Raw genomic sequence first — 25430 nt, 5'->3', positions numbered from 1 at the left:
CCCCCTTCCTGAAAAGACGTCGAGGCCATGGAAGTCGAGACCATGGAAGCAGAACGCCAAACACTGCGAGATGCGGTTGTCCCGACCACCGGCGCGGTGCGCCCACGGCTGCGCGGCGATGTGTCCGGCGCGGCGACGCCCGACGGCGCGGTCGTCCGCCTTGAGGTCGAGGAGGCCCAACGGTACGCCGCGCAGGTCCAGTTCATCGATTGCTTCACCGACTCGGCCGAGCGCCGCTTCCAGGACTTCCGCGCCGCCTGCCTGGTCTGTGTCTGCGGCCCCGATGCGGCCCGCGGTTTCCTCGGCGCGCTGACCGACTGCGGCACCACGCGGCTGACCCTCGTTCTTCCTGACTCCGACGCGATGTTGACGGTTCATCAGTTCGCGACCACGCTGCCCGAGGTGCCCGCCGAGCTGGCGTTCGTTCCGGCGCCCGTCACGGCGGACGGCACCGACGCGGCGGACTGGGAGACTCTGTTGGGCACGGCCGACGCCGTCCTCCATCTCGCCGACCACCCCGGGGTCGGCGACCGCGAGGCCGTGGCACGCTTCTGCACCCGCCTGGGCAAACCGCTGGTCCAGGGCCTGGCGGTGGCGGACGCGGTGTGGATCTGGCCGGTCCGCATGCCGGCGGGGGGCACGGCGGGCGGTGACCGGGGGCGGGGTGGTGACGGGAAGCGAGACGGTGACGGGGACGCGCCGTGGCAGCGGCTGCTGGCCACTCGTACCGAGGCCGAGCGTCGGGCGCTGCTCGCCGGTCCCTGTCCCGATGAGCTCTACCGCGGTCCGGTACCGGAGTTGGCCGCGATCCAGCTCGCGTTCCGGGCGTTCTGCCATCTGACCGGAGTGGCCATGCCCGAGCTGGCCGCCATGGCCCGACTGGACACCGGGACGCTGGAGATCGATCACCACCCCGTCCGGACGGTGCTCGGCAATGCCTGAACAAATCGCGTGGGCTGCCGGCAGGTCAGGGCCCGCGGCTGCCGCAACCGCAACAGGAAGGACAGGCGGCCCGGCCCCCGCGGAGGAGGACGAGGAGAGGCAACCATGCCAATTTCGGGAGGTACCAGGTGATGGGGGAGACAGCATCGTGGGTGGCGCACGACCTGATCGCGGCGCCCGGGCTCGGGGCCACCGTGCAGGACGTACTGGCCCCCGCCGTGGAGCGGCTGACGGCGGCCGGCGCCACGTACCGCTTCGTCTTCCAGGCGGTCAAGTCCGGTGGCCGGCTGCGCGCCTGGTTCCACCTCGCCGACCCCGGGGCGCAGGAAGCCGTACGGCACGAACTGGACCGCCGGCTGACCGCCTACGGCCAGGAGCGGCTCACTCCGCCACCCGACCGGCAGCGTCCGCCGGTGCTGCTCGACGGGACGCCCCGGGTCGTTCGATGGCAGGAGGAGCACCTGGCGACCAGCAGCGAACTGGCCCTGCGGATGCTGCTCCAAGGGCTGGACGAGACCGACCGTGACACCGAGGTGCTCTCCTTCCTCCTCGCCAACCGGACCCATGACCTGCGCCGCCCGCCCGAGCTGCGCGCCCGGTCCGAGGCCCTGGCCGCCGCCGACGATTTGGAGGAGGTGCTGAGTTCGGCGGCGCTGACCACGGAGTTCGCGGCCGGGCAGCGGGACTTCGTCGCCCTGCTGCGAGGCATATGGACGCTGCCGAAGGGCTGGGACGGGGCCACGCTGGGCCCGTACCAGGGCGGGCCGTGCGCACCGGGGCCGCACGAGGAGGACTTCTGGGCGCTGGGCGCCTGGATGACCGCCACCCACCCCCTGCTGGCCAGGCTGACCGGCGCGGTCGGAGCCTCCAGGACACCGGCCTCCGCAGTCCCGGAGGTCCATCTGCTGCGGCTGCTCGACGACTACACGGCGCTGATGGGCAACCGACTTGGCGTTTCCGGCGATCGCCACCGGACGCTGCTGGCCCTGGCGGCCGCCTCGGTCCGGGCGCTGGTCCCGGCTCCGAGGAAAGAAGGCCCCCACCAATGAAGACCAAGACGGTGGAAGCTGTTGCGGCTTCCCTCCCTCATCCCGACCCGGCCGCCGAGTACCTGGCGCCGCACGTCTTCCCCACCCCCGTCCACCTACCGGACGGCACCTCGAACGCCGACTCCGAGACCGAATCGGGTCCCGCCCCCGCCGCCATCCCGCTGCCCTGGCCACCACCCTCAGGCTCCGGTCTCGGAACGCTGCTGCATGCCGCGTACGGCCTCACCCGCGCCCAGTGGTTAACCGCACTCGACCGGCTGCCGCTGGTCGGCGACCTCGACGAGTTGGCCGTCGAACCCGGAGGCGGGCCGGTGCTCCGCCGCCCGGTGCCATCCGTCGGCGGCCTGTACAGCGTCGGCCTGCACTGCGTACTGCCCGACGGCTGCCACCGCTACGACCCGCTGCACCACCGCCTGCTGCCGGTGCGGTCCGGCGATCACCGGGCGGCGCTCGGGATTCCGCCGACAGCCGAATTCGGCTGGGTGTGCTCGGTGTCCTTGCGCACCATCGCCGCGCGCTACGGCGAGTTCGGCTACCGCTTCGGATGCCTGGAGACCGGCATCGTCACCGCACAGTGCGAGGTCGTGGCCCCGTCGGCCGGGCTGCGCGCGGTGCGCGCCGCACCGTTCGACCCCGCCGTGGCGGCCGGTCTGCTGCGGCTGGACCCGCTCGCCGAACCGGTCACCGAGGTCGTTGCGTTCCATTCCGCGCCGTCCGCCGCGGGCGCCGCACCGCCCGCGGAGTGCCCAGACAAGTCCGCCGCCACCCTCCGCGCCCCCGAGCCGCCGCCCGGCCCGGTGGACGCGCTGCTACCTCGGACGGCCGCACTGCTCCGCGCCGTGCACCGCGGCCCCGCCCCGGACCACACCACCGTCGAACTGCCCCGCGCCCACCCCTTCGACCTGGCCCGCGGTCTGACCCGCCGACGGTCCGCCCTCGGCGGCTTCGCCCAACTACCCATCAAGGGAGCTGACTTCGCCACGGTGCTGGCTGCCACCACCACCCCGGAGGACAGCGGCTTCCTGTTCTGCTACGTCAACGAGGTGACCGGACTGCCCCGGGGCCTGTTCCGCTATCTGCCCGGCCGCCACCGCCTCCTGCCGGTCTCCGTGGGCAGCCTCGGTCCGGCACTGGCCGACTGCGTCGTCCAGGACTTTGTGCGCGAAGGATTCCGCAACTCCGCCGCGGGGTTGATCTGGGCCACCGACCTTGCCGACGGGCTGCGCACCCACGGCGCCGACGCCATCCGGCTCCGATACACGCGGGTCGGCGCCGCCGCTCACCGCGCCTGCCTGGCCGCCGCCACCCACGGCTTGGCCTCGCGGCTCCACACGGATGTGCTGCCCGCAGAACTCGACCGACTGCTGGGGCTGCACACCGAGTTGCCGGCCAGCGCACTCCTCGTCCAACTCGGCCGTCCGGCCCCAGGCGCCGCCCGCCCCGAACACCGACTGGGCCCGAACACACCACGACCCACCAACGACGACCCCAACCCCAGCCCCAGCCACAACCGCCGCCACAAACCCTCCAACCACGACCACAGTCGCGGCCACAGCCGCAGCCCCAACCGCAATCGCCGCTGACACACCCCGCCACTCCCGCCCAGGCATGCCCGACTCTCCCCAGTCCCGCAGAACCTCCGAAGGACAGTCCCATGCCCGCGCCCGCACAACCCCGTCCCCGTCCCCGTCCCCGCAACAACCCCCGAGGCAAGGCACGTCCCGCGATTCACGTCCGCGGACTGACCAAGCGCTACTGAACAGGCTCTCCGGCGATGAGCGCCGCCTGGAAATCGCTCTGGGCATCGTCGGCCGCCCCCAACTCCTCTTCCTCGACGACCCCACCACCGGCTTCGACCCCGAAGGGCCGGATGGTCGCCGTCGACACTCCGGCACGACTGGGCGGCCGCCGGACGTTGGAGGACATCTACCTGGACCTGATCGGACAGCACGCCTGACCGCCGTCACCACACACCGCACCCGCCCTCGTCCGCAACCGCACAGCCCCCTGCGCACCCTCGCCGAACACCATCGAATCGTCGCCATGCCCGGCCGCCGCCCCGAACCGTGCGCCGGCGTCTACGCCCAGGTCGTCCGCCCCGGCCGCGTGGCATTGGGCGACACCGTCCACTTGTCGCCCGAGACCGTCGACACCAACCGTCTGGTGACCGCTGCACCGTCGGACCGCGACTTGGACCGCAACTTCGGACCGTCGGCGTGACTGCCGATCCGTCGGACCGCAACTTCCGACCGCCGGAGTAGCGTCGAACGACTGACAGCTCATCTCCCCCCCCCCCCCGTTTCCACTCGGTGCGAATTTACGTTTCTCATCGACCGGCAGCACGCACTTCTGCGACAGCTCAGGTACGCCGAGACACGGAAACCGAAGAAGTTCGCCTCCTCAAGTCCGATTGGCTTCAACTCCCTCATTTCTACTAGAATTTGTGTCGCACCAAACAGGAAAGGGGCGGCATAATGGCCGTGAAGGAAACCATCCAGGTTGACGAATCGCAGAAGGGCGAGCCGGGTGTTCAGGAGGTAATTACTCCTGTTCCGGTTGGCAACCAGATCGTCAAGAAGGCCACTTACTGGCGCTCGATTCTCCAGGACGACCTCGATCCCGCGGTCACGGACGGCGTCACCACGGTCAAGTTCGCTGTGCCTGCGATGGTCGACGAGGAGTACGAGACCGGGGAGACGAACGAAGACGGCACCAAGGAGATCAGCATTCGTCAGGTTCTCGATCTCAAGTGGTACGAGGCCGATCTTGGCGCCGAGAATCTGGCCAAGCTCCAGGATGCGGTCAAGTCCTTCGTTGGCGTTGCCCGCGAGTCCGAGGCTCCCGCGGCGAAGCCGGCACGCAAGAAGCGCGCTGCTAAGTAGCGCGAAAACGCCCCCTCCCGCGAGGGGGCGTTTCCCGTAGCGCAAATCTCGCTAACCGCAGTGCCACATCGCTTCGCGTCGGTTCACGTCGCCAGTTGGTCGCCCAGTGGGCTGCGCACCGGGGCGCGCACGGTCGTCAACGTCGGCGCGGGCGCCGGGTCCTACGAGCCGGCCGATGGTCGCCTGCTTCTTGCAGGGCGAGTTGTCCAGCGAGAGGTTCGGCGAGGCTGTCCGGTCCGGCCTGGCCGCACGTGGCTTGTCCCAGCGCCTGCTCACTCATCCGGACCTCCGCGACGCTGAAGCGAACGCCGCGCGCCGGGATCTCCTCGCCGCAACGCGCGGGTACGGCGAGAACCGCGAACTGTTCGAGGGTTTCCCTGCCGACGTCGTGTGGAGCAGGGCGGTGCTCAGCGCCAGGGAAGTGTCGACGGTGCGGTACCTGGACTACTCGTACTGGGTGGAGTTGTCGGGTGGCAGCCGCCGGCCCGCCGACGCGGCCGAGCGCATCAGGGCTGGTCTACGGGTGTTTGACGTACCCAACGAGCCGTTCGTGACGGCGGCTCGCGCGCTTGCGGCAGGCGAGCGGTTCCCACCGTTGATCCTGGTCGGTGGGAGACATGGCGAGATGGTGTGCCTGGAGGGCCACCTGCGTCTGACTGCCTACGCCCTGGCAGGCTTCCCGACCGGTGTCGAGTGCCTGGTGGGCACTGCGCCGGACATGGATAGCTGGACGCGCTGAGCAAGGCGACCTGCATACCGCACGCCGGTGTGTCCGATGGGTCAGGCCCTTCGCCCTAGCCGCGTTGACGTACCCGGCGGGCGGTGGGGCCGGCAGTGCCCGCCGCACTGGCCATCGGTGCCGTCTCGATCGGCCTGTCGGCCCGGCTGATCGCCCGCTACGGTGAGCGCGCCGTGGTCCGTGCCGCCCTCGTCCCGCTGCTCACCGCCCTCGCCCTGCTCACCCGGCTTCCCGTGCACGCCGCCTACGCCGTCGATCTGCTGCCGGTGATACTGCTCGTGGCCGGCTTCGGGCCGGCGCTGCCCGCGCTCACCGCACTCGGGATGTCCGGCGTCGACAGCCGGGACGCCGGCCTGGCCTCCGGCCTGTTCGACACCACCCAGCAACTGGGCTCGGCGCTCGGCGTCGCGGTACTGTCCACACTGGCCCCGCCCGGACCGAATCCCTCGCGCAGCAGGACAGTCCCCGTCCGGAAGCCCTCACCGCCGACTACCAGGTCGCCTTCGCCGTCGGCGCGGGACTGCTCGTCGTGGCGCTACCGGCCGCCATGGTCCTCCTGCGGCGGCCCGCGGCGCCGACAGCTGCTCCCGAGCCGGCAGGCATACCGGAGTCCGGTGAGCGGCCTGCGTCAGCCGCGACCGCGGTTCCCAACCGCCTGACCTGGCCTCCAGGCCCCGCGAACCGGCTGTGCGCCCCGGCCGGCTCAGCCCACCGGCAGTGCTTCGCGTGCCCAGTTCGACAGCAGTCGCAGGGCCGTCTCCGACGGTGTCCCCTCGTCCACGGTGTGGGCGATCAGTGCCTGGTCCGGGTCATCGGGCAGTCGCAGCGTCTCGAAGCCCAGGTCCAGTTCTCCCACGACGGGGTGATGGTAGACATACCGCCCGTGGGTCTTGTCCTTGAGCTGGTGTTCGGCCCATGCCTCGCGGAACTCCGGGCTGGCGGCGGCGAGTTCGTCCAGCAGCTCGGCAGTCCGCGGGTCGTCCGGGTGGCGGCCGGCGTCCAGGCGGAGGTATGCCGCCACATCGGATGCCTTGCCGCGCCAGTCGGCGTACAGGCTGCGCATGCCCTCGTCCAGGAACACCAGGCGGGCCAGGTTGCGCTGCCGGGGCGGCAGGGCACCGAAATCGGTGATCAGCGCCGCGGCGAGGCGGTTCCAGGCCAGCACGTCGGTATCCCGGCCGACGATGTACGCCGGGACGTCGGGCGTCGAGTCCAGCAGCCGGAGCAGGCCCGGCCGCACCCGCTGCGCCCGGGGCTGCTCCTGGTCGGCCCGGCCGTCCGCGCCGCCCGCCTCCGGCCACGGCCGTGCCAGGCGGTAGAGGTGCGCGCGCTCCACCGCGTCCAGGCGCAGCGCCCGGGCGACGGCATCCAGTACGGCTTCCGAGAAGTGCAGGGTGCGGCCCTGCTCCAGGCGTACGTAGTGATCGACGCTCACCCCGGCCAGTTGCGCCAGTTCCTCCCGCCGCAGCCCCGGAACCCTGCGGCGTCCGCCGTATGCCGGCAATCCCAGTTCCTCCGGCCGCAGGCGGGCCCGGCGGGAGCGGAGGAACTCACCCAGTTCTGCACGTCGATCCAATGCCATGCCGGAAGTATCGGCCCTGTCGGTGCTCGGTGTCGCCCTCTCAGCCTGGTCATGTCGTGCCCAGGCACCGCCTGCCACTCCCTTCCCCTCCATCGGTCGACCAATGTGGTGTCCATCGACGGAGCCGACCCGGAACACCGACAACGCCCTCGGCAGTAACCACACACGCACACCAACTCCCGGACAGGAAGCACCTGTTGTGACCAACCTTCCCACGCGCCCGTTGGGCACCACCGGCATGGACATCACCACCGTCGGCTTCGGCTCCTGGGCCGTCTCCGGCACCGGCTGGCGCTTCGGCTGGGGCACCACCGACGACGAGGAGTCCGTCGCCGCCATCCGCCACGCCCTCGCCTCCGGCGTCAACTGGATCGACACCGCGGCTGTCTACGGCCTGGGCCACTCCGAGACACTGGTCGGCAAGGCCATCGCCGACCTGCCCCGGTCCGAACGCCCCTACGTCTTCACCAAGGTCGGCATGGTCTGGGACCCCACCGACCCCCAGGCACCGCCCCGTCGCACCATGAAGCCCGCCAGTGTCCGCCGTGAAGTCGAGGACTCGTTGCGGCGGCTGAACGTCGAGCACATCGACCTCTACCAGGTGCACTGGCCGGACACCGGCGGGTCGCAGGAGCGGGTCGGCGACGGCTCCGGCGCCGTCTCTCCCGACGCCACCTCGCTGGAGGTGTACTGGCAGGTCATGGCCGACCTCAAGGCCGAGGGCAAGGTCCGCGCGATCGGTCTGTCCAACCACTCTCCCGAGCAGTTGGCGGCCGCCGAGGAGATCGCGCACGTGGACGTCATCCAGCCGCCGTTCTCCGCCATCAACCGCTCCGCCGCCCCCGAAATCGCCTGGGCCCACGCCCACAACACCGGCGTCATCGTCTACTCACCGCTCCAGTCCGGCCTGCTCACCGGCACCTTCTCCGCCGAGCGCGTGGCCAATCTGCCCGCCGACGACTGGCGCGCCGTTCACCCCGACTTCACCACCGATCTGGCCGCCAACCTCCAGCTGGCCGAGGCCCTGCGCCCCATCGCCGCCCGTCACGGCGCCACCGTCGCCGAGACCGCCATCGCCTGGGCGCTGGCCTGGCCCGGCCTCACCGGCACCATCGTCGGCGCCCGCCAACCGGCCCAGGTCGACGGATGGATCAACGCCGGCGCCATCCGGCTCACCTCGGCCGACCTCGACGAGGTGGCCGGCGCCATCACCGCCTCCGGCGCCGGCACCGGCCCGGCCCGCCCCTGAGGTCCCCACCCTCACCGCGTACCACTGGAGGAACGCTTGCCATGTCACTGACCGTCGTCGCCGAATGCCTGGCCGCCCCCGGACACGAGGACCGGCTCCGTACCGCCCTGGAAGCCATGATCGAACCGTCGTTGGACGAGCCGGGCTGCCTGGCCTACCACCCCTATACGGACCCCAACGAACCGGCCCGCATGGTGATCGTCGAGGAGTGGACCGATGCACGGGCCCTTGACGCCCACTTCGCCACCGCCCACTTCCACCACGTCCGCCAGGTCCTGGACCTCGTCCTCGCGGAACCGATGACCGTACGGAAACTGGTGGCCGCGCCCGGGGCCTGAGGGGGACCGAGACCGGCGATCCGGCGGTCCGACGCATCCGGCGGTCCAGCGATCCGGCCGTGCGGCCACTCCCCCGGTATCAGGGCAGTCCCTGCATTCCTTGCATGCCCCCGCACGCCCCGCATTCCCTGCAATCCCTTTCGCCTTTCCTTCCGTATACGCAATTGATGGATGGACTCATCGGGGATCCAGGAGGAAGGGGCAAGCATGGGAATCTTGGACAACCTGGCTCCGGCGCTGGGCCGTGACCGTCGTGACAGCACGACGCGAGGCCGGCGCAGGACCAGCGACGAACACGACCGCGATCGTCGTCGACGCCACGACCGGGACCACGACCGCGACGATCGCCACGGCCACGGCCGGGAGCATGGAGAGAGGTACTGAATCTTCGCCGTTTCTGTTCAGCGGCCGGGCCTTCCGCCCGGCCGCGTCGGTCGGTGAGGAGATCGGTCGGTCGGTGAGGCGAAATGAGCCGTCTGAGGTGGACCGTTCGGCGGTTGTTGTCCGTCGCGGAGGACCCCGATGGCGCGGCCGGAATCGTCGAGGCCGCCCCGCCGGTGCCACTGCACGAGATTTTCCGGCGCTTCTGGCCCTATACGCGCGGCGGTCGGCGCTGGCTGGCGGTGATCCTGGCCTTCGTCGTGCTGGGGCCGGCCGTTGACGCCGCCGAGGTCTGGCTCTTCAAAATCGTCATCGACGACATGCTGATCCCGCGCAATCTGCACCTGTTCCTGCCGATCGCGCTCGCCTATGTCGGTTTCACCTTCCTTGCCGGAATTCTCGCCTTCGCCGACGACGTGACCTCCACCTGGGTCAGCGAGCGCTTTCTGCTGGCTCTGCGGTCGGATCTGTTCCGCCACGTCGAAGGGCTGTCCCTCGGCTTCTTCGAGCGGCGACGGCTCGGTGATCTGCTCTCCCGCGTGACCGGGGACGTCGACGCGGTGGAGACGTTTCTGCTCTCCGGGATCGTGAACGCCCTCGCACAGGTCATACGCCTGGGCATTTTCCTCGGTGTGCTGTTCTTTCTCCGCTGGGACCTGACGGTCCTCGCCCTCGTCATCGCTCCGCCGTTCTGGTACATCGCCCGGCGCTTTTCGCGGCGGGTGAAGGCCGTATCGCGGGAGCGGCGGCGCCGCAGCGGCTCGATCAGCGCGATCACCGAAGAGGCCCTGGGCAATATCGCCCTTGTGCAGGCGTACAACCGTCAGCGATGGGAGCAGGACCGATTCGAGCGGGAGAATCTCGGCAGGTTCCGGGCCGCCATGGCGTCCGCGCGGATCGGTGCCGCATACGCCACGGTCGTCGACGTCATCGAACTGATCGGCGCGCTGCTGGTGATGGGCCTGGGCGTCTGGGAGCTGGCACAGGGCCGTCTCACCCTGGGCGGCCTGATGGTCTTCCTGACCCTGCTGCGCCGGCTCTACGGTCCCATCCGCGGCATCTCCGGCCTCAGCAACCGCTTCTACTCGGCGTCCGCGTCCGCGGAGCGGATCATCGAGCTGCTCGACCAACGGCCGCAAGTCGTCCAGGCGGCGGCGCCCCGGGCGCGCCTCCGGGCCCGCGGCGCGATTGACTTCGACGACGTCTCCTTCCGCTACCCGGGGAGCACGACGCCACCGGCCCTCTCCGGTGTCTCGTTCAGTGTGGCCCCCGGCGAGACCCTGGCGCTGGTAGGGGCGAGCGGCGCCGGCAAGTCGACCGTCGCCAAGCTGCTGCTGCGCTTCTACGACCCGGACCACGGCACCATCCGCCTGGACGGGCATGATCTTCGCGACCTGCGCCTGGACGACGTACGGAACACCATCGCGATCCTGCTCCAGGAGACCCTGGTCTTCCACGGCACGGTCCGCGACAACATCGGCTACGGCCGCCCGGGCGCGAGCGACGACGCCATCGTCGCGGCGGCCGTCGCCGCCGACGCACACGAGTTCATCAGCCGGCTTCCGCAGGGCTACGACACGGTGGTGGGCCAGCGCGGGCGGCTGCTCTCCGGCGGACAGCGGCAGCGCCTCGCCATCGCCCGCGCCATGATCCGCGACGCGCCCCTCCTCATCCTCGACGAGCCGACCACCGGCCTCGACGCGGAGTCCGGCCGGCACATCCTGCAACCACTGCGTCTGCTGATGCGCGGCCGCACCACGATCCTGATCTCCCACAACCTCCTCACCGTCCGCGACGCCACCCGGATCGTGCTTCTCGAACACGGCCGCGTCATCGACCACGGCACGCATGAGGAACTGCTCGGCCGCAGCACGGTCTATGCCCGGCTCTACCGGTTGCACGGGGCCGACGACGACACATGCGGGTCGCACGGGTCGGGCGACGGCACACGCCGGTGGCCTGGAACGGGCGACGCGCCGATGGCCGAGGTGCTGCCATGAGCCGGATCCAGGCAGCCTCCGAGCCGGCACCACTGGCGGCCGGCACGACGGTGGCTCCCCGCTACGAAGTTCTCGCGCACCTGTGCCGTACCGGCTGGCTGGACCTCTACGACGCCTGGAGCCAGGAGCGGGAGTGCCGGTGCGTGGTGAAGGTACTGCGCCCGGACCGACGAGGCGACCGGCACCTGCGCGAGCAACTGCTGCGAGAGGGCCGCTGGCTCCAGTCGTTCACCCACCCGCACCTGGTCCGCGGCTACGAGACGGGCGAGCACCCGCAACCGTTCGCGGTGTTGGAGACGCTCACCGGAGAGACCCTGGCGCACCTCATCGACCGCCGCCGGCGCCGCCTGGCCGCCCACGACCTGGCCCTCCTCGGCGTGCAGCTCTGCTCGGCGGTGCACTATCTGCACGGTAAGGGCCTGCTGCACCTGGATCTGAAGCCCTCCAACATCGTGATCGACTGCCGACGCGCCAAGCTGCTCGACCTGAGCATCGCCCGCTCACCCGGGCCCGCTCCGCCAGGCATCGGCACCGTCGGCTATCTCGCTCCCGAGCAGGCGGGCGGCGGGACGCTCAGCCCCGCGACGGATGTCTGGGGGATCGGCAGCACGCTCTACGAGGCGGCCACGGGACGCGCGCCCTTTGACAGCGACGAAGACGACGAAGACTGCGAGAGCAGCTACCCGCCGCTCGACATGCCGGCTCCGCCCGTCACCACCCACCGGCGCCTTCCGCGTCCCCTCGCCGCAGCCATCGACAGCTGCCTGGCCGCCGACCCTTCCCATCGACCGCGTCTGCCCCAACTCGTGGCGGTGCTCGATGAGTTGCTGCCTCAGAGCCGTCGCGGCACCGCGACGTCCGCCTGAAGTCCGACAGCCTGCCGATCACCCCTTGCATAAAGCCGGTACACAGTTGGTGGCCACAGTCGATAGCAACAGTCAGGACTCGGGTGGCAACCGTCAGGACTCGGTCAGAATGGTGGTGTGGTCTTCCGTAATCGCCAGGCAATCCCCTGGCCGGGGCGGACCGTACGTAGGAGTATGCAGAGTTTGCGGCTCCCGGTCGGACGCATCCCGGACGAGGCGCTGCTGGCCGGCCTGGCCACGGGCGACCCCGAGCTCGCCGTCACGTTCGTGCGTCGCTTCCAGCACACGGTCTTCGGCGTGGCCCTCGCGGTCACCCGCGATCAGCAGCTCGCCGAGGACATCGCGCAGCAGACGTTCGAACGTGCCTGGCAGCACGCACAGGTCTACGACTCGCGCCGCGGATCGGTGACGGCGTGGTTGACGACCATCGCGCACAACCTTGCCATCGACGCCGTCCGGTCGCGTCGGCCGGAGCCGGTGGCCCCCGAGGACCTCGACGCGCTGCTGGGCGCGGTGACGAGCACCCCCGAGGAGCAGGCGCTCGCGGACGAGGCGTCGTCCGCGCTGCGGGCCGCGGTGGCGCGGCTGCCGGGCGAACAGGGACGCGCCCTGGTGATGGCCGGGATCTACGGGATGACGGCCCAGCAGGTCGCCGACTGGGAGCACATCCCACTGGGCACCGCCAAGACACGGATCAGGACCGCGATGGGAAAACTACGGACCGCACTCACCTCACCCGATTCCGCACCCGCGCACCCCACGTCTCCGGAGCGAGGCGGCCATGAATAGGGACCTGACCTGCGAACAGCTGCACGAGATCGGTGCCGAGCTGGCATTGGGCGTGCTCTCGGGACGGGCCCGGGCCGAGGCGACCGCCCATGTGGACCGCTGTGCCGACTGCCGGGAGTACATCGGGCAGCTCGCCCTCGTCGGCGACGGGCTGCTGGGCCTGCTGCCCGGTCGCGAGCCGCCGGTGGGTTTCGAGGCCCGGCTGGCCCGGCGGCTGACCCAGGCCCGGGCTGCGCGCGACGGACGCGAGGCCGCCCGCGGTTTCGGGGCCCGGCGCGCCGGCATCCGCAGGGGCGTCCGGCTGCGGATCGCCTCCGCCGCCGCCGTGCTGGCGCTCGGGTTCGGGTTCGGCGGCTGGGCCCTCGGTTCGGCCATCGAAGAGGTGGTGGCCGGCCCCGCACGGCCCGTTCAGACGGTCACGGGGATGCTGCAAGCGCCGCTCACCGGGGCCGGGGCGGGACATGGCCGGCCGGCCGGTGAGATCTACGCCCACACCGGGACGGAGGGCTGGGTGTTCATGTCCGTCGATCTCGCCGATGCCGGGATTCCGTACAGCGGCAAGGTGACCTGCCTACTGGAGCGTACGGACGGCACAACCGTCCGCCTCGGCACCTTCACCGTGTACGACGGGGACGGCTACTGGGGCGGTCCGGCACCTGTGACCTCCTCTACGGTCTCCGGTGTCCGTCTCACCTCGGCCGACGGTCGCGTGCTCGCCACCGCGCACTTCACGGTGCGCTGAATGGTGTCTGAACGGTGCGCTGATCGGAATCTCGCCGCGCAGATCAGCCGCCGAGGAGCAGCCGCTCCAGCGCCACCCGGGCCCGGGCGTCGGACTCCGCGCGGGCGGCGATCGCCTCGGCCAGTTCCCGCACCCACTCGTCCAGGGGCACCGGGCGCCGGGAGAGGATCACGCCCCGTACCTCCTTGCAGATCTCGCCGCTCGGGCGGCCGCCGGAAACGTTGAGCAGCAGGCGCTGCTCGCCGAGGGAGACGTCCAACCGGGCCACCCTGCCGTCCCGGCCGGCCAGCCGGTCGGCCATGGTGCGCTTGCGCTCGACCACCACCGAACCCGGCGGCAGCGCGTCCGCCAGCGTCACGGTGAGCACCTGGGCGTAGACCTCCAGATCGGCGGCGTCCCGGCGCAGGGCGGCAGCGAGCTGGTCGACGGAGGCGGGGCCGTCGCCGGACGCGGGCAGTGCGGGATCGTGATCGTGGGAGGTCATGTGCGCGATGGCCTTTCGTCTGGGGCTCGGGGGCAGCAGGGCCGGCGGGGGTGGGGCGGCAGAATGGGACAGCAGGGTGGGGTGTTCAGCCGTCCAGGCTCAGCACCATCGTCGGACGCTCGATGACATGATCGTCGCGCAGCGGCCGCACCGCGGTGCCGACGGCGAAGAACTCGGTGGTGTGCCCGCCCCAGCGGTGGTTGTGCGAGTTGAGTTGGACGCCGACGATGCCCTCCGCGTGCAGTTCCTCCGCCTCCCGCTGCATCCGCTCCATCGCCAACTCCCGTGCGTCGTAGAGGGCCTGGGTGAACGGTTCGATCTCCACGTTCTTGCCGATGTTGGAGAACACCGAGCCGATCTTCTGGTGGGCGATGTGGTAGACGCAGGTGCCCATCACCATGCCCAGCGGGGCGTATCCGGCGCGCACCAGGGTCCAGAAGTCCTGTCCGCTCAGGTCGGAGGTGAAGGGCTGGCCCTTGATGTTGCGCCAGCTGCCGTTGCCGCCGGGCGCGGGTGCGTCGGCCTTGACGGCGGTGCCGATGGCGATGAACTCGGCGATGTCGTTGCCGAACTCCCGTGCCTCGACCGAGAGCCGCACTCCCACGATGCCGTCGGCGCCGAGCTGCGCCGCCTCGGCCTCCATCCGCGTCATGGCCAACTCCCGGGCGTGGTACATGGCCTGGCTCAACGTCGTGAGCTCTTGGTTCTTGCCCCAGCGGCCCAGCTGGATGCCCACGTGGTAGATGGAGCTGCCCAGGACCAGGCCGAGCGGGCGGAACCCCGCCTCGCGCACGAGCAGGAACTCGTTGACCGTCAGGTCACTGGTGAAGATCGACCCCGGCCTGCCCGGCTGGAGTTCGGCCAGCCGGCGCATCGCATCGGCCGGGACGCCCTGGGAGGTCGGATCGGTGGCGGTCATGAGCGGTTCCCCTCGTGAAAGTACCTGGGTGGGCGATGGCGTGGGCGGGTGGCGGCTGAAGGTTGGCGGTTGGCGGTTGGCCAATGCGGATGGTGAGGGGCGCGCGAGCGTGGGCCACGGCCGGTGGGTGGGGCACGGCCGGTAGTGGTACGCGGTCACACCGGCCGCGAGCGGCGTCGTTGCGGATCCAGTGACATCATCGTCAGCGTGCGCGGCCGTGCCTGGCGCACGGTGAACCCGGCCACGGCCGTGCCGATCAGCGTCGCCTCGGCGACATGGTCCTTCTGGTCGGAGTCGTTGTTGCGCCTGCGCGCCCTGACACAGGTCTCCTGCCATATCCGTAGTCGGCTATCGCCCAGTACCACGCCGTCCGCCCCCGTGGACCACGCCTGCTCACCGATCCGTGCCCGTGCGTCATGACGGGTCGCCGCGACCAGCTGGCTCCAGCCGGTGACCTCCTGATTGCCGGCCGCGAACCACTTCTGCCGACGCGTCGTCCAGTCGTCATGACGGGTGCCGATGGCGAGCCCGACCAGCAGCTCGACCGGTACCCAGCCCGCGGCGATCAGCTTGGCGAAGCCCTGGCCGTCCAGGTGCGTGGTGAAGGGGCGCTTCGGGCGCACCTCCCCCTGTGCACGGACGGCGGTGCCTATCACCTGGAATTCGAAACAGTGGGGAGAGGACGGGAACGGCGCCATGGTGAGGTCGGCGGCCACCACACCGTCGCCGCCGAGTGCTGTGCACTCCGCCGTCATCCGGGCGAGTGCCGCGTGCCGTGCCGCCAGCAGCACGTCGACCAGCGCCTTGGAGGCCGCGCCCTGACCGGAGACGGCGACCGACGCGGGCTCACGGCTGCTCCCGGACCACGTGGCGTACCGGTAGCCGCAGTCGTAGTAGCGCCAGCGGGTCCCCCCGCCCGCCACGTGGTACACGGCCGAGCCCAGCACCTGCCCGACCGGCTCGAAGCCCACGGATCTGATCGCGGCGAACTCGCCCGTCGACAGCGCCGAGGTCCAGGTGCCGCTGCGCCGCGCCTCGGCCGTGCGTGCCGCCGCCACCGGTGGCAGTCCGCCCCCAAGCCATTCCCCGCTCATGGACACCACTCCGTTTCCCCTGGCACGAGCCCTCGACAATTTCCCCCTGGCCCGAGCCCTCGAAAACCGAGTCTAGGACGCGGGTCCGACAGCGCAGGTCGAGGGGACCGGAAGACGCGGTCACCGGTCGGCAGTTGGGCTTCCCGCTGCCCAGCAGCCGCTCGGGCCGCTGCCCTTGCCACGCCTGGCAGTCGGGCTCCCGGCCCCCGCCACCCCCGAAACGGCAACGTGACGAGTGGCTGACGCTCAGGCGAAAACACCACCGAAACACCACCAAAACACCGGCGCCGCCGAATGTAAACGATCATTAACTTGCGGGGGATTTTGGTGATTTGATTCGCAGTCAAGTACCGCTGCATTTTGCACAACCCTTCCCTTCTGTTCACGCAACTTGACTTCAACGAGCATCGGAGCTGTGCCTTACTGGGGAAGCGCTACGCGCGTTGCGCGTGTCCCCCCCACTACGTCAGGAGAGTTCCGGTGAGCCCTACCCGCCGCCTCATACCCGCTCTGACCGCAAGCGCCTTGGTCGCGGTGGGCGCTCTGCTGCCCGCCACCGCCTCCGCCCACACCGCAAGCGCCTTCTCCCTGGTGATCCTGCCGGATCAGAAGGAGGGCGCGATCTATGACTTCGTCAACTCGGCGAAGAAATCGGTGGACGTGACCATCTACGAGTTGCGCGACACCACGCTCGTCAACGATCTGGTCAAGAAACAAAAAGCGGGCGTGAAGGTCCGGGTGGTCTTCGACGCCCAGCACCAGTCCGTCGACGGCGCCGCCTACAAGGCGCTCGCCGCGGCCGGCGCCGGGGTGACGTACTCGTCCTCGGCGTACACCTACACGCACCAGAAGACGATCACCGTCGACGGCGTCAAGTCGTACGTGAGCACCGGAAACTTCGACACGAAGTACTATGCGACCTCGCGTGACTACGGCGTCTTCGACTCCGACAAGGCCGATGTCGCGGCGATCGAGAAGGTCTTCGACGCGGACTACGCGAAGACCTCCGTCACCCCGTCCGACGGCACCGACCTGGTCTGGTCGCCCACCGACTCGCAAAGCCACCTGCTGAGCCTGATCAAGGGGGCAAAGCACTCCCTCGATATTCAGCAGGAGGAGTTCGGCGACACCACGCTGGTGAATGCCATCGCCGCGGCCGCGAAACGCGGTGTCGCCGTACGTGTCGTCGTGGAGAACCAGTCGTCCAAGTACAGCAAGCAGCTGGAGAAAGTCACCGCTGCGGGCGGCAAGGTAACCACCTACACGAGTTCCACGGGCTACTACATCCACGCCAAAGCGATCGTCGCCGACTACGGGACGGCCGCCGCGAAGGTGTTCGCCGGATCGGAGAACTTCTCCAGCAACTCCCTCAACCACAATCGTGAACTCGGCCTGATAGTGGCCGATTCCGCCGTCATCAACGGCATCGAGAAGGCATTCACCGCGGACTTCCGCAAGGGTTCCGGAACCGCCTGACGGTACCCGTTCCGCAGCGGGCGAGTGCGGTCATTTCGGCGGACATTCCGTAGGCGAGCCGCGTGCGATGACCTCCGGCATGCGTGCGTCGCGAGCGTCCGAGCGATCGGCCGCACCTGCCCGCGGGCACCACCCCCGGGCACCGCCCAGGGCGAGAGATCGGGAGAACGGCTACCGGCCGCCACCGCACCAGCGGGCCCGGCGGGCCCCAGGGCAAGCCTTTGCCATAGCCCGGTATCTCTTTGACGCATGGTTCACTACTTTGCAAGAGAGCCACCACTCACCGGGGTGGCGCCACTGAGTGCACGTGCGCAACTCATCACCGGTAATTCGCCGCACTCCTGACGGTACGTCAGATCTGCTCTGCCCTGCGCAGCCAGCAGCACCTCTTGACGCGATATGACATGAACTTGACATGTCGGAGGTATGCGCCGAGTACGAGTGGCGTGGGCGTTCCCAGACCGGGAGTGCCGGCGGCCGGACTCTTCCCCCACGGAGGTCATGGCCTTGCGTTCCCCACGAAAGGGCAGATCCGCTCGCACCCGGGGACTGGCGCGTCGCGCGGTCCCGACCCTGCTGTCGGCGGCAACCCTCGTCATCGGCGGCATGATCGCCGCCGCCCCGTCCAACGCCGCATCGACGGCGCTCGTTCGTCACACCTCCCCCAACACCTCCCCCACCGCGTCCGCAGCGACATCGGCGGCTCGCACCCACGCACACATGCACACCCGCCGGTTGTGCGCACATCCGTCGAAGCCCGGCGAGATGGCCTGCAACGCGGTGGCCCGGACGGACGTCAAACAGCAGCTGTCCCTGCGGCCGCACGCCGCCCCAGGGGGGTACGGCCCCGCTGACCTGCGGAGTGCCTACAACCTGCCCCAGTCGGGCGGCGACGGCCAGACGGTGGCGATCGTCGACGCCAACGACGACCCCAACGCCGAACAGGACCTGGCGACCTACCGCGCCCAGTACGGTCTGCCGGAGTGCACCACCGCCAACGGCTGCTTCAAGAAGGTCGACCAGAACGGCGGCACCAACTACCCCGCACCGGACTCCGGTTGGGCCGGCGAGATATCCCTCGACGTCGACATGGTCAGCGCCGCCTGCCCGCAGTGCCACATCCTGCTGGTGGAAGCGAACAGCGCCAGCATGGACGACCTGGGGGCGGCGGTGAACCGCGCCGTCGCCATGGGCGCCAAGTTCGTCTCCAACAGCTACGGCGGCTCCGAGGACTCCACCGACGCCACCTCCGACGAGCAGTACTTCAACCACCCGGGGGTCGCGATCACCGTCAGCTCCGGCGACAGCGGCTACGGCGTCGAGTACCCGGCGGCCTCGAAGTACGTCACCGCGGTCGGCGGCACCTCGCTCCAGCAGGACGACAGCTCCCGTGGCTGGTCGGAGACTGTCTGGGGCACCAGCGCGGGCGGCCAGGGCGCCGGCTCCGGCTGCTCCCAGTACGACGCCAAGCCGGCCTGGCAGCAGGACACCGGCTGCAGCAACCGCACCGTGGCCGACGTCGCCGCGGTCGCCGACCCCGCCACCGGCCTCGCGGTCTACGACACCTACCAGGCCAGCGGCTGGAACGTCTACGGCGGCACCAGCGCCTCGGCCCCGTTCATCGCCGGCGTCTACGCCCTCGCGGGCACCCCGGGCTCGTCCGACACCCCGGCCTCGTTCCCCTACAGCCACGCCTCCGCGCTGAACGACATCACCAGCGGCGCCAACGGCTCCTGCTCGCCCTCGTACCTCTGCACCGCGGGCGACGGATACGACGGCCCGACCGGCCTGGGCACGCCCAACGGGACAGCCGCCTTCACCCAGTAAGGCAGCGTCAGTACAGACAGACACCGTCACAGTCCGGCGGCCGCCACGGCGCCGGACTGTGGCCTGCGTCAAGAGCAGCCGAGGCGGTGGCTGAGACGTGGTATGCCTCAGAGGACGCACGAAGTACGGAAGGGATGGGGGGACCAGGTGTTCTCGCGCAAGGCACGGAGTCCGGAGTCCGCTTTCAGGTTCGGACTGGTACGGCGGGGCTATGACCGCGGGCAGGTCGATGCGTACCTCGACCGGCTGTCCCAGTCCGGGCCGCCGCCGAGCGAGCCGCCGGCGTTCGACCTGGTCCGGCGTGGGTACGACCGGCTGCAGGTGGACGCCTGCATCGAGGAGCTGCGGGCGCGCAGGAGCCCAGGCCCGCAGCCAGGGCAGTAGCTCGTGTCAGGCCGGGCGCGGGATGTAGGCCATGCCGTGGGCGCCGGCCTCGCCGCGCTTGGGGATGTCCAGTCTGGTCAGGCGCTGGAGCGTTGCCAGGTCGATGATGTCGACGGTGGACGAGGCGACACAGGCCACGTAGGCGAGCCGGCCGTCGGGTGACGAGGTGATCGTCAGCGGCAGGTGTCCCACTTCGATCTCGCCCAGGTTCTTGTGGGTGTCGGCGGCGAACACCGTGAGGCGACCGGGGGCGCTTCGGCCGAGGGCGGAGTCGGGGTCGTGGGCCAGGCATCCCTCCCCCGCGAGCAGCTTCCCCGTCGATGTCAGGTGCACCGGTAGGGCGGTGTCGGCCGTGGGCAGTGTGTCGACGACGGTTGCCGTCCGGGCGTCGATGACCCGGATTCCCGTGACCGGTCCCTCGTCCTCCGCTGAGGTGGCGAAGGAACCCGCGTACGGTGCGGCCACGAAGACGTGCGTGCCGTCGGCGGAGACGGCAAGTCCTTCGCTGCCAGGCACCTCGACCTTTGCCGTGAGGGTTCCCCGTTCGAGGTCGACGACCGACACGAACGGGGCCTCCTTGTTGGTGGCGAAGCCCGTCCTGCCCGCCGGGTCGATGGCGAACCAGTGCGGGCCGGGCGCGTCCGTGTCGATCCGGCCCAGCGGCCGGCGGGTGAGGGTGTCGATCACCACGACACCGCCGGGGCGATCCGCCGAGCCCTCCACGCTGACGTAGAGGCGATGGCGCGCCGTGTCCAACGCCAGGCCGTGCGGGCCGTGTTCGGGGGCGAGGTCCACGACCTGAACGACACGGCGGGTGTCCGGGTCGATGACGGTCACCTCGGTGCGCCGGCCGCTGTTGGCGTGGTAGTAGCCCGAGTGATACGCGCTGGTGCACCACAGGAGGCGCTGCGTCGGGTCGAAGCACAGCTCGTGTGGTTGGGCGAGGACTTCGGTCGTACCGAGGTGCCGGTCGGAGGCGGCGTCGAAGAACGAGACGGTGGGCCCGCTCTGGCTGACGACGGCCAGAACGTCGCCTTCTCGACCGGCGCGAGGGGACTGAGGGGACTGCTGCATGCAGGGCTCCTTGAACGGAACTGAACGGAACGGAACGGAGGGAAGGTGGAGGGTGGAGAGGAGAAGGTGACATCACGCGGCTTCGCGGACAGTTCCACTCTCCACCCACAACTAACCGCGAGCAATGCAAAGATGGGCATGGAGGCATTGCTTCAGCCGTAAAGACGCAGTTCACATCCCACATCCCATATCCCACAAGTCGGCTCACCAGTGCAGCTCAGGAGCGACGATGGATCTCAACCTGCTGCGTGTCCTGGACGCCCTGCTCCAGGAGAACAGCGTCACCCGTGCCGCCGAGCGACTGGGCACTTCCCCCGCCGCGGTCAGCCGGACCCTGGCCCGGCTCCGCCGGGCCGTCGGCGACCCGCTGCTGGTCCGCGCGGGTCAGCAGATGGTCCCCACCCCGCGAGCCGTGGAACTCCGGGACGAAGTCGGCGCGTTGCTGCGCCACTGCGACAACGTCCTACGGCCCGGAGCGGGATTCGACCCGGTGCACCTCCAACGCACCTTCACCGTGCAGGCCACCGATCTGCTGCTGGCGGGGCTGGCCGGGCCGCTGACGGAGCGGATCCACGCCGAGGCCCCGCACGTCGATGTGGTCTTTCTGCCGGAGGCGATGGAGGGCGGCCCTGCTCTGCGGCAGGGCTGGGTGGACATCGAGTTGGGTGTCCTGGGACACCTGGATCCGGAGACCCGGGCCCGGCCACTCACCCGGATGAGACTGGTCGGCGTCGCCCGCGAGGGCCATCCTCTCTTCCGCAAGCGGATCGACGCCCGTCGCTTCGCCGCGGTCGACCACATCGGCATCTCCCGGCACGGCAAACGCCTCGGCCCCATCGACAACGCACTCGCGGAGCGCGGGCTGCGGCGCCGGGTCGCGGTCGTCGTCCCCAGTCACACCAGCGCGATGATTCTCGCCCGGGACACCGACCTGGTCGCGCTGACCCTGGCCGACTGGCTTCCCGACACCATCGCCGCACTGGGCCTGCGCACCTTCCCCATCCCACTCGCCCTGGAACCCCTCGATCTCGGTATGGCCTGGCACCCGCGCAACTCATCCGATCCAGGCCACCGTTGGTTCCGCGACCGCCTGGCAGCCGCGGTGCCGGCTCCACCGGTGCAGGACGACAGCGGCTCTCCCGGAAGCACGACACCGTAGGGGCGGGGCCGCGCACCCGCGCCGTCGGTGTGGGGCCGGGTCTTACGAAGCGCTGACGGTGGGGCGTGCGGGGTGGGCGAAGCGCCGGGGGTGGTGCTCTGCTGGGCGCATGGTCAGTGAACGGCAGGACAGGCCCGTCGGTCGGCGGTTGGTGCTGGGGATGCTCGGGCTCGGTGCCGCGGGTGTGGCGCTGGGGGCACCGCTGCAGGACGGCATCAACGGAGCGCTCGCGGGCGTGCGCGACAAGGATCCCACCGGTGTCACGGGGCTGTTGCCCGGCTCCGGTGGCTTTCGGTACTACTCGGTGGCGTCGTCGGTTCCGCGCCGGACCGCGGCCGACTACCGGCTCACCGTGGACGGGCTCGTGGCGCGTCCGAGGACGTACACACTGGCGGAGCTCCAGGGCCTGCCGCGTACCCGCCTGGTGAAGGACGTGCAGTGTGTCACGGGGTGGCGGGTGCCGAGGACGCCGTTCACCGGGGTGCTGCTGTCCCGTCTGCTCGCTGCGGCGGGGGTGAAACCGCAGGCCAGGGCGGTGCGCTTCACCTGTTTCGACGGGGTGTACAGCGAGAGCCTCACCCTGGAGCAGGCCCGGCGTCCGGACATGCTGGTCGCCTATGCGATGGACGACCGGCCGGTGACCGATGCGCACGGCGGCCCGGTCCGGCTGTACGCGGCGCCGATGTACTTCTACAAGTCGGCCAAGTGGCTGTCCGGCATCACGGTCACCGATCGGGTGCAGCCCGGCTATTGGGAGCAGCATGGGTACGAGGTGGATGCCTGGGTCGGCAGGTCGAACGGGCGGGACGATGCCGGTATCGACTGAGCGTGCGGCCGCGACGCGCGGCGAGGAGCCGGTGTTGCGGAGGTTCACCGCGGTGGAGCGGTGGGTGCACTGGGGAACGGCGGCGCTGATGGGCGTCATGCTGGTCACGGCTGCCTGTCTGTATGTGCCCTCGCTGGCGGAGCTCGTGGGCCGTCGCAGGCTGGTGGTCGGCCTGCACGAGTGGGCGGGGCTGGCGTTGCCGGTGCCGCTGCTGGTGGGGTTGGTGTCGCGGGCCTTGCGGGCGGATCTGGGCCGGCTGAACCGGTTCGGTCAGCATGATCGCGGCTGGGTGCGCGCGGCGCTGCGTGGCCGTCGGCGTCCGGCGGGCAAGTTCAACGCCGGGCAGAAGCTGTACGCGGCGTTGCTCGCCGGGGCGGCGCTCGTCATGATCGGCACCGGGCTGGTGCTGTGGTTCCCGGGCCTGGTGCCGGTGCTCTGGCGGACGGGGGCAACCTTCGTCCACGACTGGATCGCCCTGCTCATCGGCGTCCTCGTCGTCGGTCACATCGGGATGGCGGCCCGCGACGCGGAGGCTCGCCGCGGGCTGCGTACCGGCTACGTCTCGCGTGCCTGGGCCAGGCGGGAACATGCCTTGTGGGAGCGGGAGTCCTGACCTGGGCGGCGGGTGCGGTACCACGCACCGGCTTGCGAAGACAAAAACGATATAAGGGACTTGGTGGCCTTACGGAACACTTACGGAACGCTGGCGCCCCTGGACCGCCGCGGTCGGCGGCCGCAGCGGGGTGCCAGACTCGGTGGGGTGAAACGCGTACTCGTCGTGGACGACGACCCCACCGTCTCCGAGGTCGTGGCCGGCTATCTCCACCGGGCGGGCTTCGCGGTCGAGGTGAGCGCCGACGGCCCGGCCGCCGTGGCCCGCGCCGCGGCACGACCGCCCGACCTGGTGGTACTGGACCTGATGCTGCCGGGGATGGACGGACTGGAGGTCTGCCGCCGCCTGCGTGCGCGGGGCCCGCTCCCGGTCATCATGCTGACCGCGCGCGGCGACGAGGAGGACCGCATCCTGGGCCTGGAGTTCGGGGCGGACGACTATGTCACCAAGCCCTTCAGCCCGCGCGAGCTCGTGCTGCGGGTGGAGTCCGTACTGCGCCGGGCAGGCACGCCGACCGCGGCCGGGGGCGCGACGGCGGAGTCATGGCTGCGGGCCGGTCCGCTCGCCCTGAACCCGGCCGCCCGGCGCGCCACCCGCCACGGCACCGAACTCGCCCTGACCATCCGGGAGTTCGACCTGTTGGAGTTCTTCCTGCGGAATCCGGGGCGGGCGACGAGCCGGGAGGAGCTGATGCGCCGGGTGTGGGGCTGGGAGTTCGGCGATCTGTCCACGGTGACCGTCCATGTGCGGCGGCTGCGGGAGAAGGTCGAGGACGACCCGGCCCGGCCCCGGCTGATCAGCACGGTGTGGGGCGTGGGCTACCGCCTGGACGCTCCCGCGCCTGGCCCGAGCATCACGGAGAACGACGGAGAAGGAGAAAGAGACGGAGCCGGCGATGCTCGGTGACGCGCTGCTCATCGCGCTGTACGCGGCGGCCGGCGCGGCCGCCGCCGGGCTGGTCGGGACGGCCGCCCTGCGGTTGCTGCGGAACCGCTCGGTCACCCTGTCCCTGGCCGTGGTCGCGGCCGTCACGGTGGCGGCGATGCTGGCCGGGACGCTGTTGGTGTCCTGGGCGATGCTGCTGTCCGAGCACGACCTGTGGGTGGTGACGACGGTGTGCGCCATGGCGGCGCTGGTGTCCCTGGCGGTGGCCCTCGTCCTCGGGCGCGGTGTCGTCCGGGGCAGCCGCGCGCTGGCCGAGGCCGCCCGCGCACTGGGCGACGACGGCCGCTTCACGCCGCCCGCCACCGCACCGACGGCCGAACTCGCCGAACTGAGCCGGGAGTTGGCCGCCACCAGTGCCAGGCTCACCGCGTCCAGGGAACGCGAGCGGGCCCTGGAGTCCTCCCGCCGGGAACTGGTTGCCTGGATTTCCCATGACCTGCGCACTCCCCTGGCCGGGTTGCAGGCGATGGCCGAGGCGCTGGAGGACGGCGTGGTGGCGGACCCGCGCGTCTATCACACCCGGATCCGCACCGAGGTCGAGCGGATGGGCACCATGGTCGGCGACCTGTTCGAACTCTCCCGCATCCAGGCCGGGGTCCTGTGCCTGTCCCCGACCCGTATGTCGGTCTACGACCTCGTGGGCGACGCGATCGCCGGCGCCGACGCGCTGGCCAGGGAACACGGCGTACGGCTCGTCGGGGACGGCGTCGAACGGGTGCCGGTCGAGGTCGACGGCCGCGAGATGTCCCGGGTGCTGGCCAATCTGCTGGTCAACGCCATCCGCCGGACCCCTGCCGACGGCACCGTCGCGGTCTCCGCCCGTCGGCGGGACGCCGGTGTGGTGCTGTCCGTCACCGACGGCTGCGGCGGGATCCCCGCGGAGGACCTGCCCCGGGTCTTCGACACCGGCTGGCGCGGCACCGACGCCCGGACCCCGCCCGCCGGCGCGGGCCTGGGCCTGGCCATCGTCCGTGGCATCGTCGAGGCTCACCAGGGCCGCGCGGCGGTGCGCAACGTGCCTGGCGGGTGCCGCTTCGAGGTCCATCTGCCGGCGGCGGGCTGAGCCGCAC

The 25430-nt window shown here is 70.5% G+C and carries 27 protein-coding genes; 22 read left to right on the top strand and 5 right to left on the bottom strand.

Annotation, left to right across the window (positions count from 1 at the left end; translation table 11 throughout):
- The first annotated feature begins 27 nt into the window (after positions 1-27).
- The 8 genes from ACRAS8_RS34105 to ACRAS8_RS34070 all read left to right on the top strand — a co-directional run bounded on the left by ACRAS8_RS34105 (position 28) and on the right by ACRAS8_RS34070 (position 6271).
- A complete protein-coding gene (locus ACRAS8_RS34105) occupies positions 28-942 on the top strand; it encodes a hypothetical protein (protein ID WP_438489898.1) in 915 nt (304 codons plus the stop codon).
- A gap of 131 nt (positions 943-1073) precedes the next feature.
- Entirely contained in the window at positions 1074-1991 is a 918-nt protein-coding gene (locus tag ACRAS8_RS34100; RefSeq protein WP_438489897.1) for a hypothetical protein, read from the top strand.
- Positions 1988-3574 (top strand): hypothetical protein, encoded by a 1587-nt coding sequence (locus tag ACRAS8_RS34095; RefSeq protein ID WP_438489896.1) that lies wholly within the window; start codon positions 1988-1990, stop codon positions 3572-3574. Before ACRAS8_RS34100 ends, ACRAS8_RS34095 begins: the two co-directional genes overlap by 4 nt.
- 191 nt (positions 3575-3765) lie before the next feature.
- Positions 3766-3948 carry a hypothetical protein gene (locus ACRAS8_RS34090; protein ID WP_438489895.1) on the top strand — a complete coding sequence of 61 codons (183 nt, stop codon included), beginning with the start codon at positions 3766-3768 and terminating at the stop codon, positions 3946-3948.
- An 86-nt stretch (positions 3949-4034) separates the two neighbouring features.
- Positions 4035-4211, top strand: a complete 177-nt coding sequence (locus ACRAS8_RS34085; protein WP_438489894.1) for a hypothetical protein — start codon at positions 4035-4037, stop codon at positions 4209-4211.
- Positions 4212-4465: 254 nt separating this feature from the next.
- On the top strand, positions 4466-4873 hold the full coding sequence (locus tag ACRAS8_RS34080; protein ID WP_438489893.1) for a hypothetical protein: 408 nt from the start codon (positions 4466-4468) through the stop codon (positions 4871-4873).
- Positions 4874-5048: 175 nt separating this feature from the next.
- Entirely contained in the window at positions 5049-5612 is a 564-nt protein-coding gene (locus ACRAS8_RS34075; protein ID WP_438489892.1) for a hypothetical protein, read from the top strand.
- A 95-nt stretch (positions 5613-5707) separates the two neighbouring features.
- On the top strand, positions 5708-6271 hold the full coding sequence (locus ACRAS8_RS34070) for an MFS transporter (RefSeq protein ID WP_438489891.1): 564 nt from the start codon (positions 5708-5710) through the stop codon (positions 6269-6271).
- A gap of 44 nt (positions 6272-6315) precedes the next feature.
- On the opposite strand, the gene ACRAS8_RS34065 is transcribed toward ACRAS8_RS34070, so the two are convergent.
- Positions 6316-7194: a helix-turn-helix transcriptional regulator gene (locus ACRAS8_RS34065; protein WP_438489890.1), complete on the bottom strand. Its 879-nt coding sequence runs from the start codon at positions 7192-7194 to the stop codon at positions 6316-6318.
- Between the two features lie 199 nt (positions 7195-7393).
- Between ACRAS8_RS34065 and ACRAS8_RS34060 the strand changes: the two genes are divergently transcribed.
- The 6 genes from ACRAS8_RS34060 to ACRAS8_RS34035 all read left to right on the top strand — a co-directional run bounded on the left by ACRAS8_RS34060 (position 7394) and on the right by ACRAS8_RS34035 (position 13559).
- Positions 7394-8443, top strand: a complete 1050-nt coding sequence (locus ACRAS8_RS34060) for an aldo/keto reductase (RefSeq protein WP_438489889.1) — start codon at positions 7394-7396, stop codon at positions 8441-8443.
- A 41-nt stretch (positions 8444-8484) separates the two neighbouring features.
- Positions 8485-8781 (top strand): putative quinol monooxygenase, encoded by a 297-nt coding sequence (locus ACRAS8_RS34055; RefSeq protein ID WP_438489888.1) that lies wholly within the window; start codon positions 8485-8487, stop codon positions 8779-8781.
- A 467-nt stretch (positions 8782-9248) separates the two neighbouring features.
- Entirely contained in the window at positions 9249-11162 is a 1914-nt protein-coding gene (locus ACRAS8_RS34050) for an ABC transporter ATP-binding protein (RefSeq protein ID WP_438489887.1), read from the top strand.
- Complete coding sequence (locus tag ACRAS8_RS34045; protein WP_438489886.1) at positions 11159-12028, top strand: serine/threonine-protein kinase; 870 nt, start codon at positions 11159-11161, stop codon at positions 12026-12028. The genes ACRAS8_RS34050 and ACRAS8_RS34045 overlap by 4 nt, the downstream gene beginning before the upstream one ends.
- Positions 12029-12202: 174 nt before the next feature.
- Positions 12203-12817, top strand: coding sequence for an RNA polymerase sigma factor (locus ACRAS8_RS34040; RefSeq protein ID WP_438489885.1), 615 nt, complete (start codon positions 12203-12205; stop codon positions 12815-12817).
- A complete protein-coding gene (locus ACRAS8_RS34035; protein ID WP_438489884.1) occupies positions 12810-13559 on the top strand; it encodes a hypothetical protein in 750 nt (249 codons plus the stop codon). Before ACRAS8_RS34040 ends, ACRAS8_RS34035 begins: the two co-directional genes overlap by 8 nt.
- Positions 13560-13602: 43 nt before the next feature.
- Here the strand turns inward: ACRAS8_RS34035 and ACRAS8_RS34030 are convergent, their stop codons facing one another.
- The 3 genes from ACRAS8_RS34030 to ACRAS8_RS34020 all read right to left on the bottom strand — a co-directional run bounded on the left by ACRAS8_RS34030 (position 13603) and on the right by ACRAS8_RS34020 (position 16056).
- A complete protein-coding gene (locus tag ACRAS8_RS34030; protein WP_438489883.1) occupies positions 13603-14043 on the bottom strand; it encodes a hypothetical protein in 441 nt (146 codons plus the stop codon).
- 85 nt (positions 14044-14128) lie between these two features.
- Positions 14129-14962 (bottom strand): heavy metal-binding domain-containing protein, encoded by an 834-nt coding sequence (locus ACRAS8_RS34025; protein WP_438489882.1) that lies wholly within the window; start codon positions 14960-14962, stop codon positions 14129-14131.
- Between the two features lie 155 nt (positions 14963-15117).
- Positions 15118-16056 carry a heavy metal-binding domain-containing protein gene (locus ACRAS8_RS34020; protein ID WP_438489881.1) on the bottom strand — a complete coding sequence of 313 codons (939 nt, stop codon included), beginning with the start codon at positions 16054-16056 and terminating at the stop codon, positions 15118-15120.
- Positions 16057-16536: 480 nt separating this feature from the next.
- On the opposite strand from ACRAS8_RS34020, the gene ACRAS8_RS34015 reads away from it, so the two are divergent.
- From ACRAS8_RS34015 to ACRAS8_RS34005, 3 genes are all read left to right on the top strand, one after another.
- On the top strand, positions 16537-17532 hold the full coding sequence (locus ACRAS8_RS34015) for a phospholipase D-like domain-containing protein (protein WP_438489880.1): 996 nt from the start codon (positions 16537-16539) through the stop codon (positions 17530-17532).
- 507 nt (positions 17533-18039) lie between these two features.
- Entirely contained in the window at positions 18040-19359 is a 1320-nt protein-coding gene (locus ACRAS8_RS34010; protein WP_438489879.1) for a S53 family peptidase, read from the top strand.
- Positions 19360-19506: 147 nt separating this feature from the next.
- On the top strand, positions 19507-19743 hold the full coding sequence (locus tag ACRAS8_RS34005) for a DivIVA domain-containing protein (RefSeq protein WP_438489878.1): 237 nt from the start codon (positions 19507-19509) through the stop codon (positions 19741-19743).
- A 6-nt stretch (positions 19744-19749) separates the two neighbouring features.
- Here ACRAS8_RS34005 and ACRAS8_RS34000 read toward each other — a convergent pair whose 3' ends face one another.
- Positions 19750-20817 carry a YncE family protein gene (locus ACRAS8_RS34000; protein WP_438489877.1) on the bottom strand — a complete coding sequence of 356 codons (1068 nt, stop codon included), beginning with the start codon at positions 20815-20817 and terminating at the stop codon, positions 19750-19752.
- 229 nt (positions 20818-21046) lie between these two features.
- Between ACRAS8_RS34000 and ACRAS8_RS33995 the strand changes: the two genes are divergently transcribed.
- The 5 genes from ACRAS8_RS33995 to ACRAS8_RS33975 all read left to right on the top strand — a co-directional run bounded on the left by ACRAS8_RS33995 (position 21047) and on the right by ACRAS8_RS33975 (position 25423).
- Positions 21047-21976, top strand: coding sequence for a LysR family transcriptional regulator (locus ACRAS8_RS33995; RefSeq protein WP_438489876.1), 930 nt, complete (start codon positions 21047-21049; stop codon positions 21974-21976).
- 109 nt (positions 21977-22085) lie between these two features.
- Positions 22086-22802, top strand: coding sequence for a molybdopterin-dependent oxidoreductase (locus ACRAS8_RS33990; protein WP_438489875.1), 717 nt, complete (start codon positions 22086-22088; stop codon positions 22800-22802).
- A complete protein-coding gene (locus tag ACRAS8_RS33985) occupies positions 22786-23415 on the top strand; it encodes a cytochrome b/b6 domain-containing protein (protein ID WP_438489874.1) in 630 nt (209 codons plus the stop codon). The genes ACRAS8_RS33990 and ACRAS8_RS33985 overlap by 17 nt, the downstream gene beginning before the upstream one ends.
- A 147-nt stretch (positions 23416-23562) precedes the next feature.
- The gene (locus ACRAS8_RS33980; RefSeq protein ID WP_438489873.1) at positions 23563-24321 is read left to right on the top strand and encodes a response regulator transcription factor; all 759 of its coding nucleotides are present in this window, start codon (positions 23563-23565) and stop codon (positions 24319-24321) included.
- Positions 24311-25423 carry a sensor histidine kinase gene (locus tag ACRAS8_RS33975; protein ID WP_438489872.1) on the top strand — a complete coding sequence of 371 codons (1113 nt, stop codon included), beginning with the start codon at positions 24311-24313 and terminating at the stop codon, positions 25421-25423. The genes ACRAS8_RS33980 and ACRAS8_RS33975 overlap by 11 nt, the downstream gene beginning before the upstream one ends.
- Positions 25424-25430 lie beyond the last annotated feature (7 nt).

Source organism: Streptomyces sp. S186 (genome assembly GCF_051603415.1).
Taxonomy (GTDB): domain Bacteria; phylum Actinomycetota; class Actinomycetes; order Streptomycetales; family Streptomycetaceae; genus Streptomyces.
This window is presented reverse-complemented; position numbering and strand designations above follow the sequence as displayed.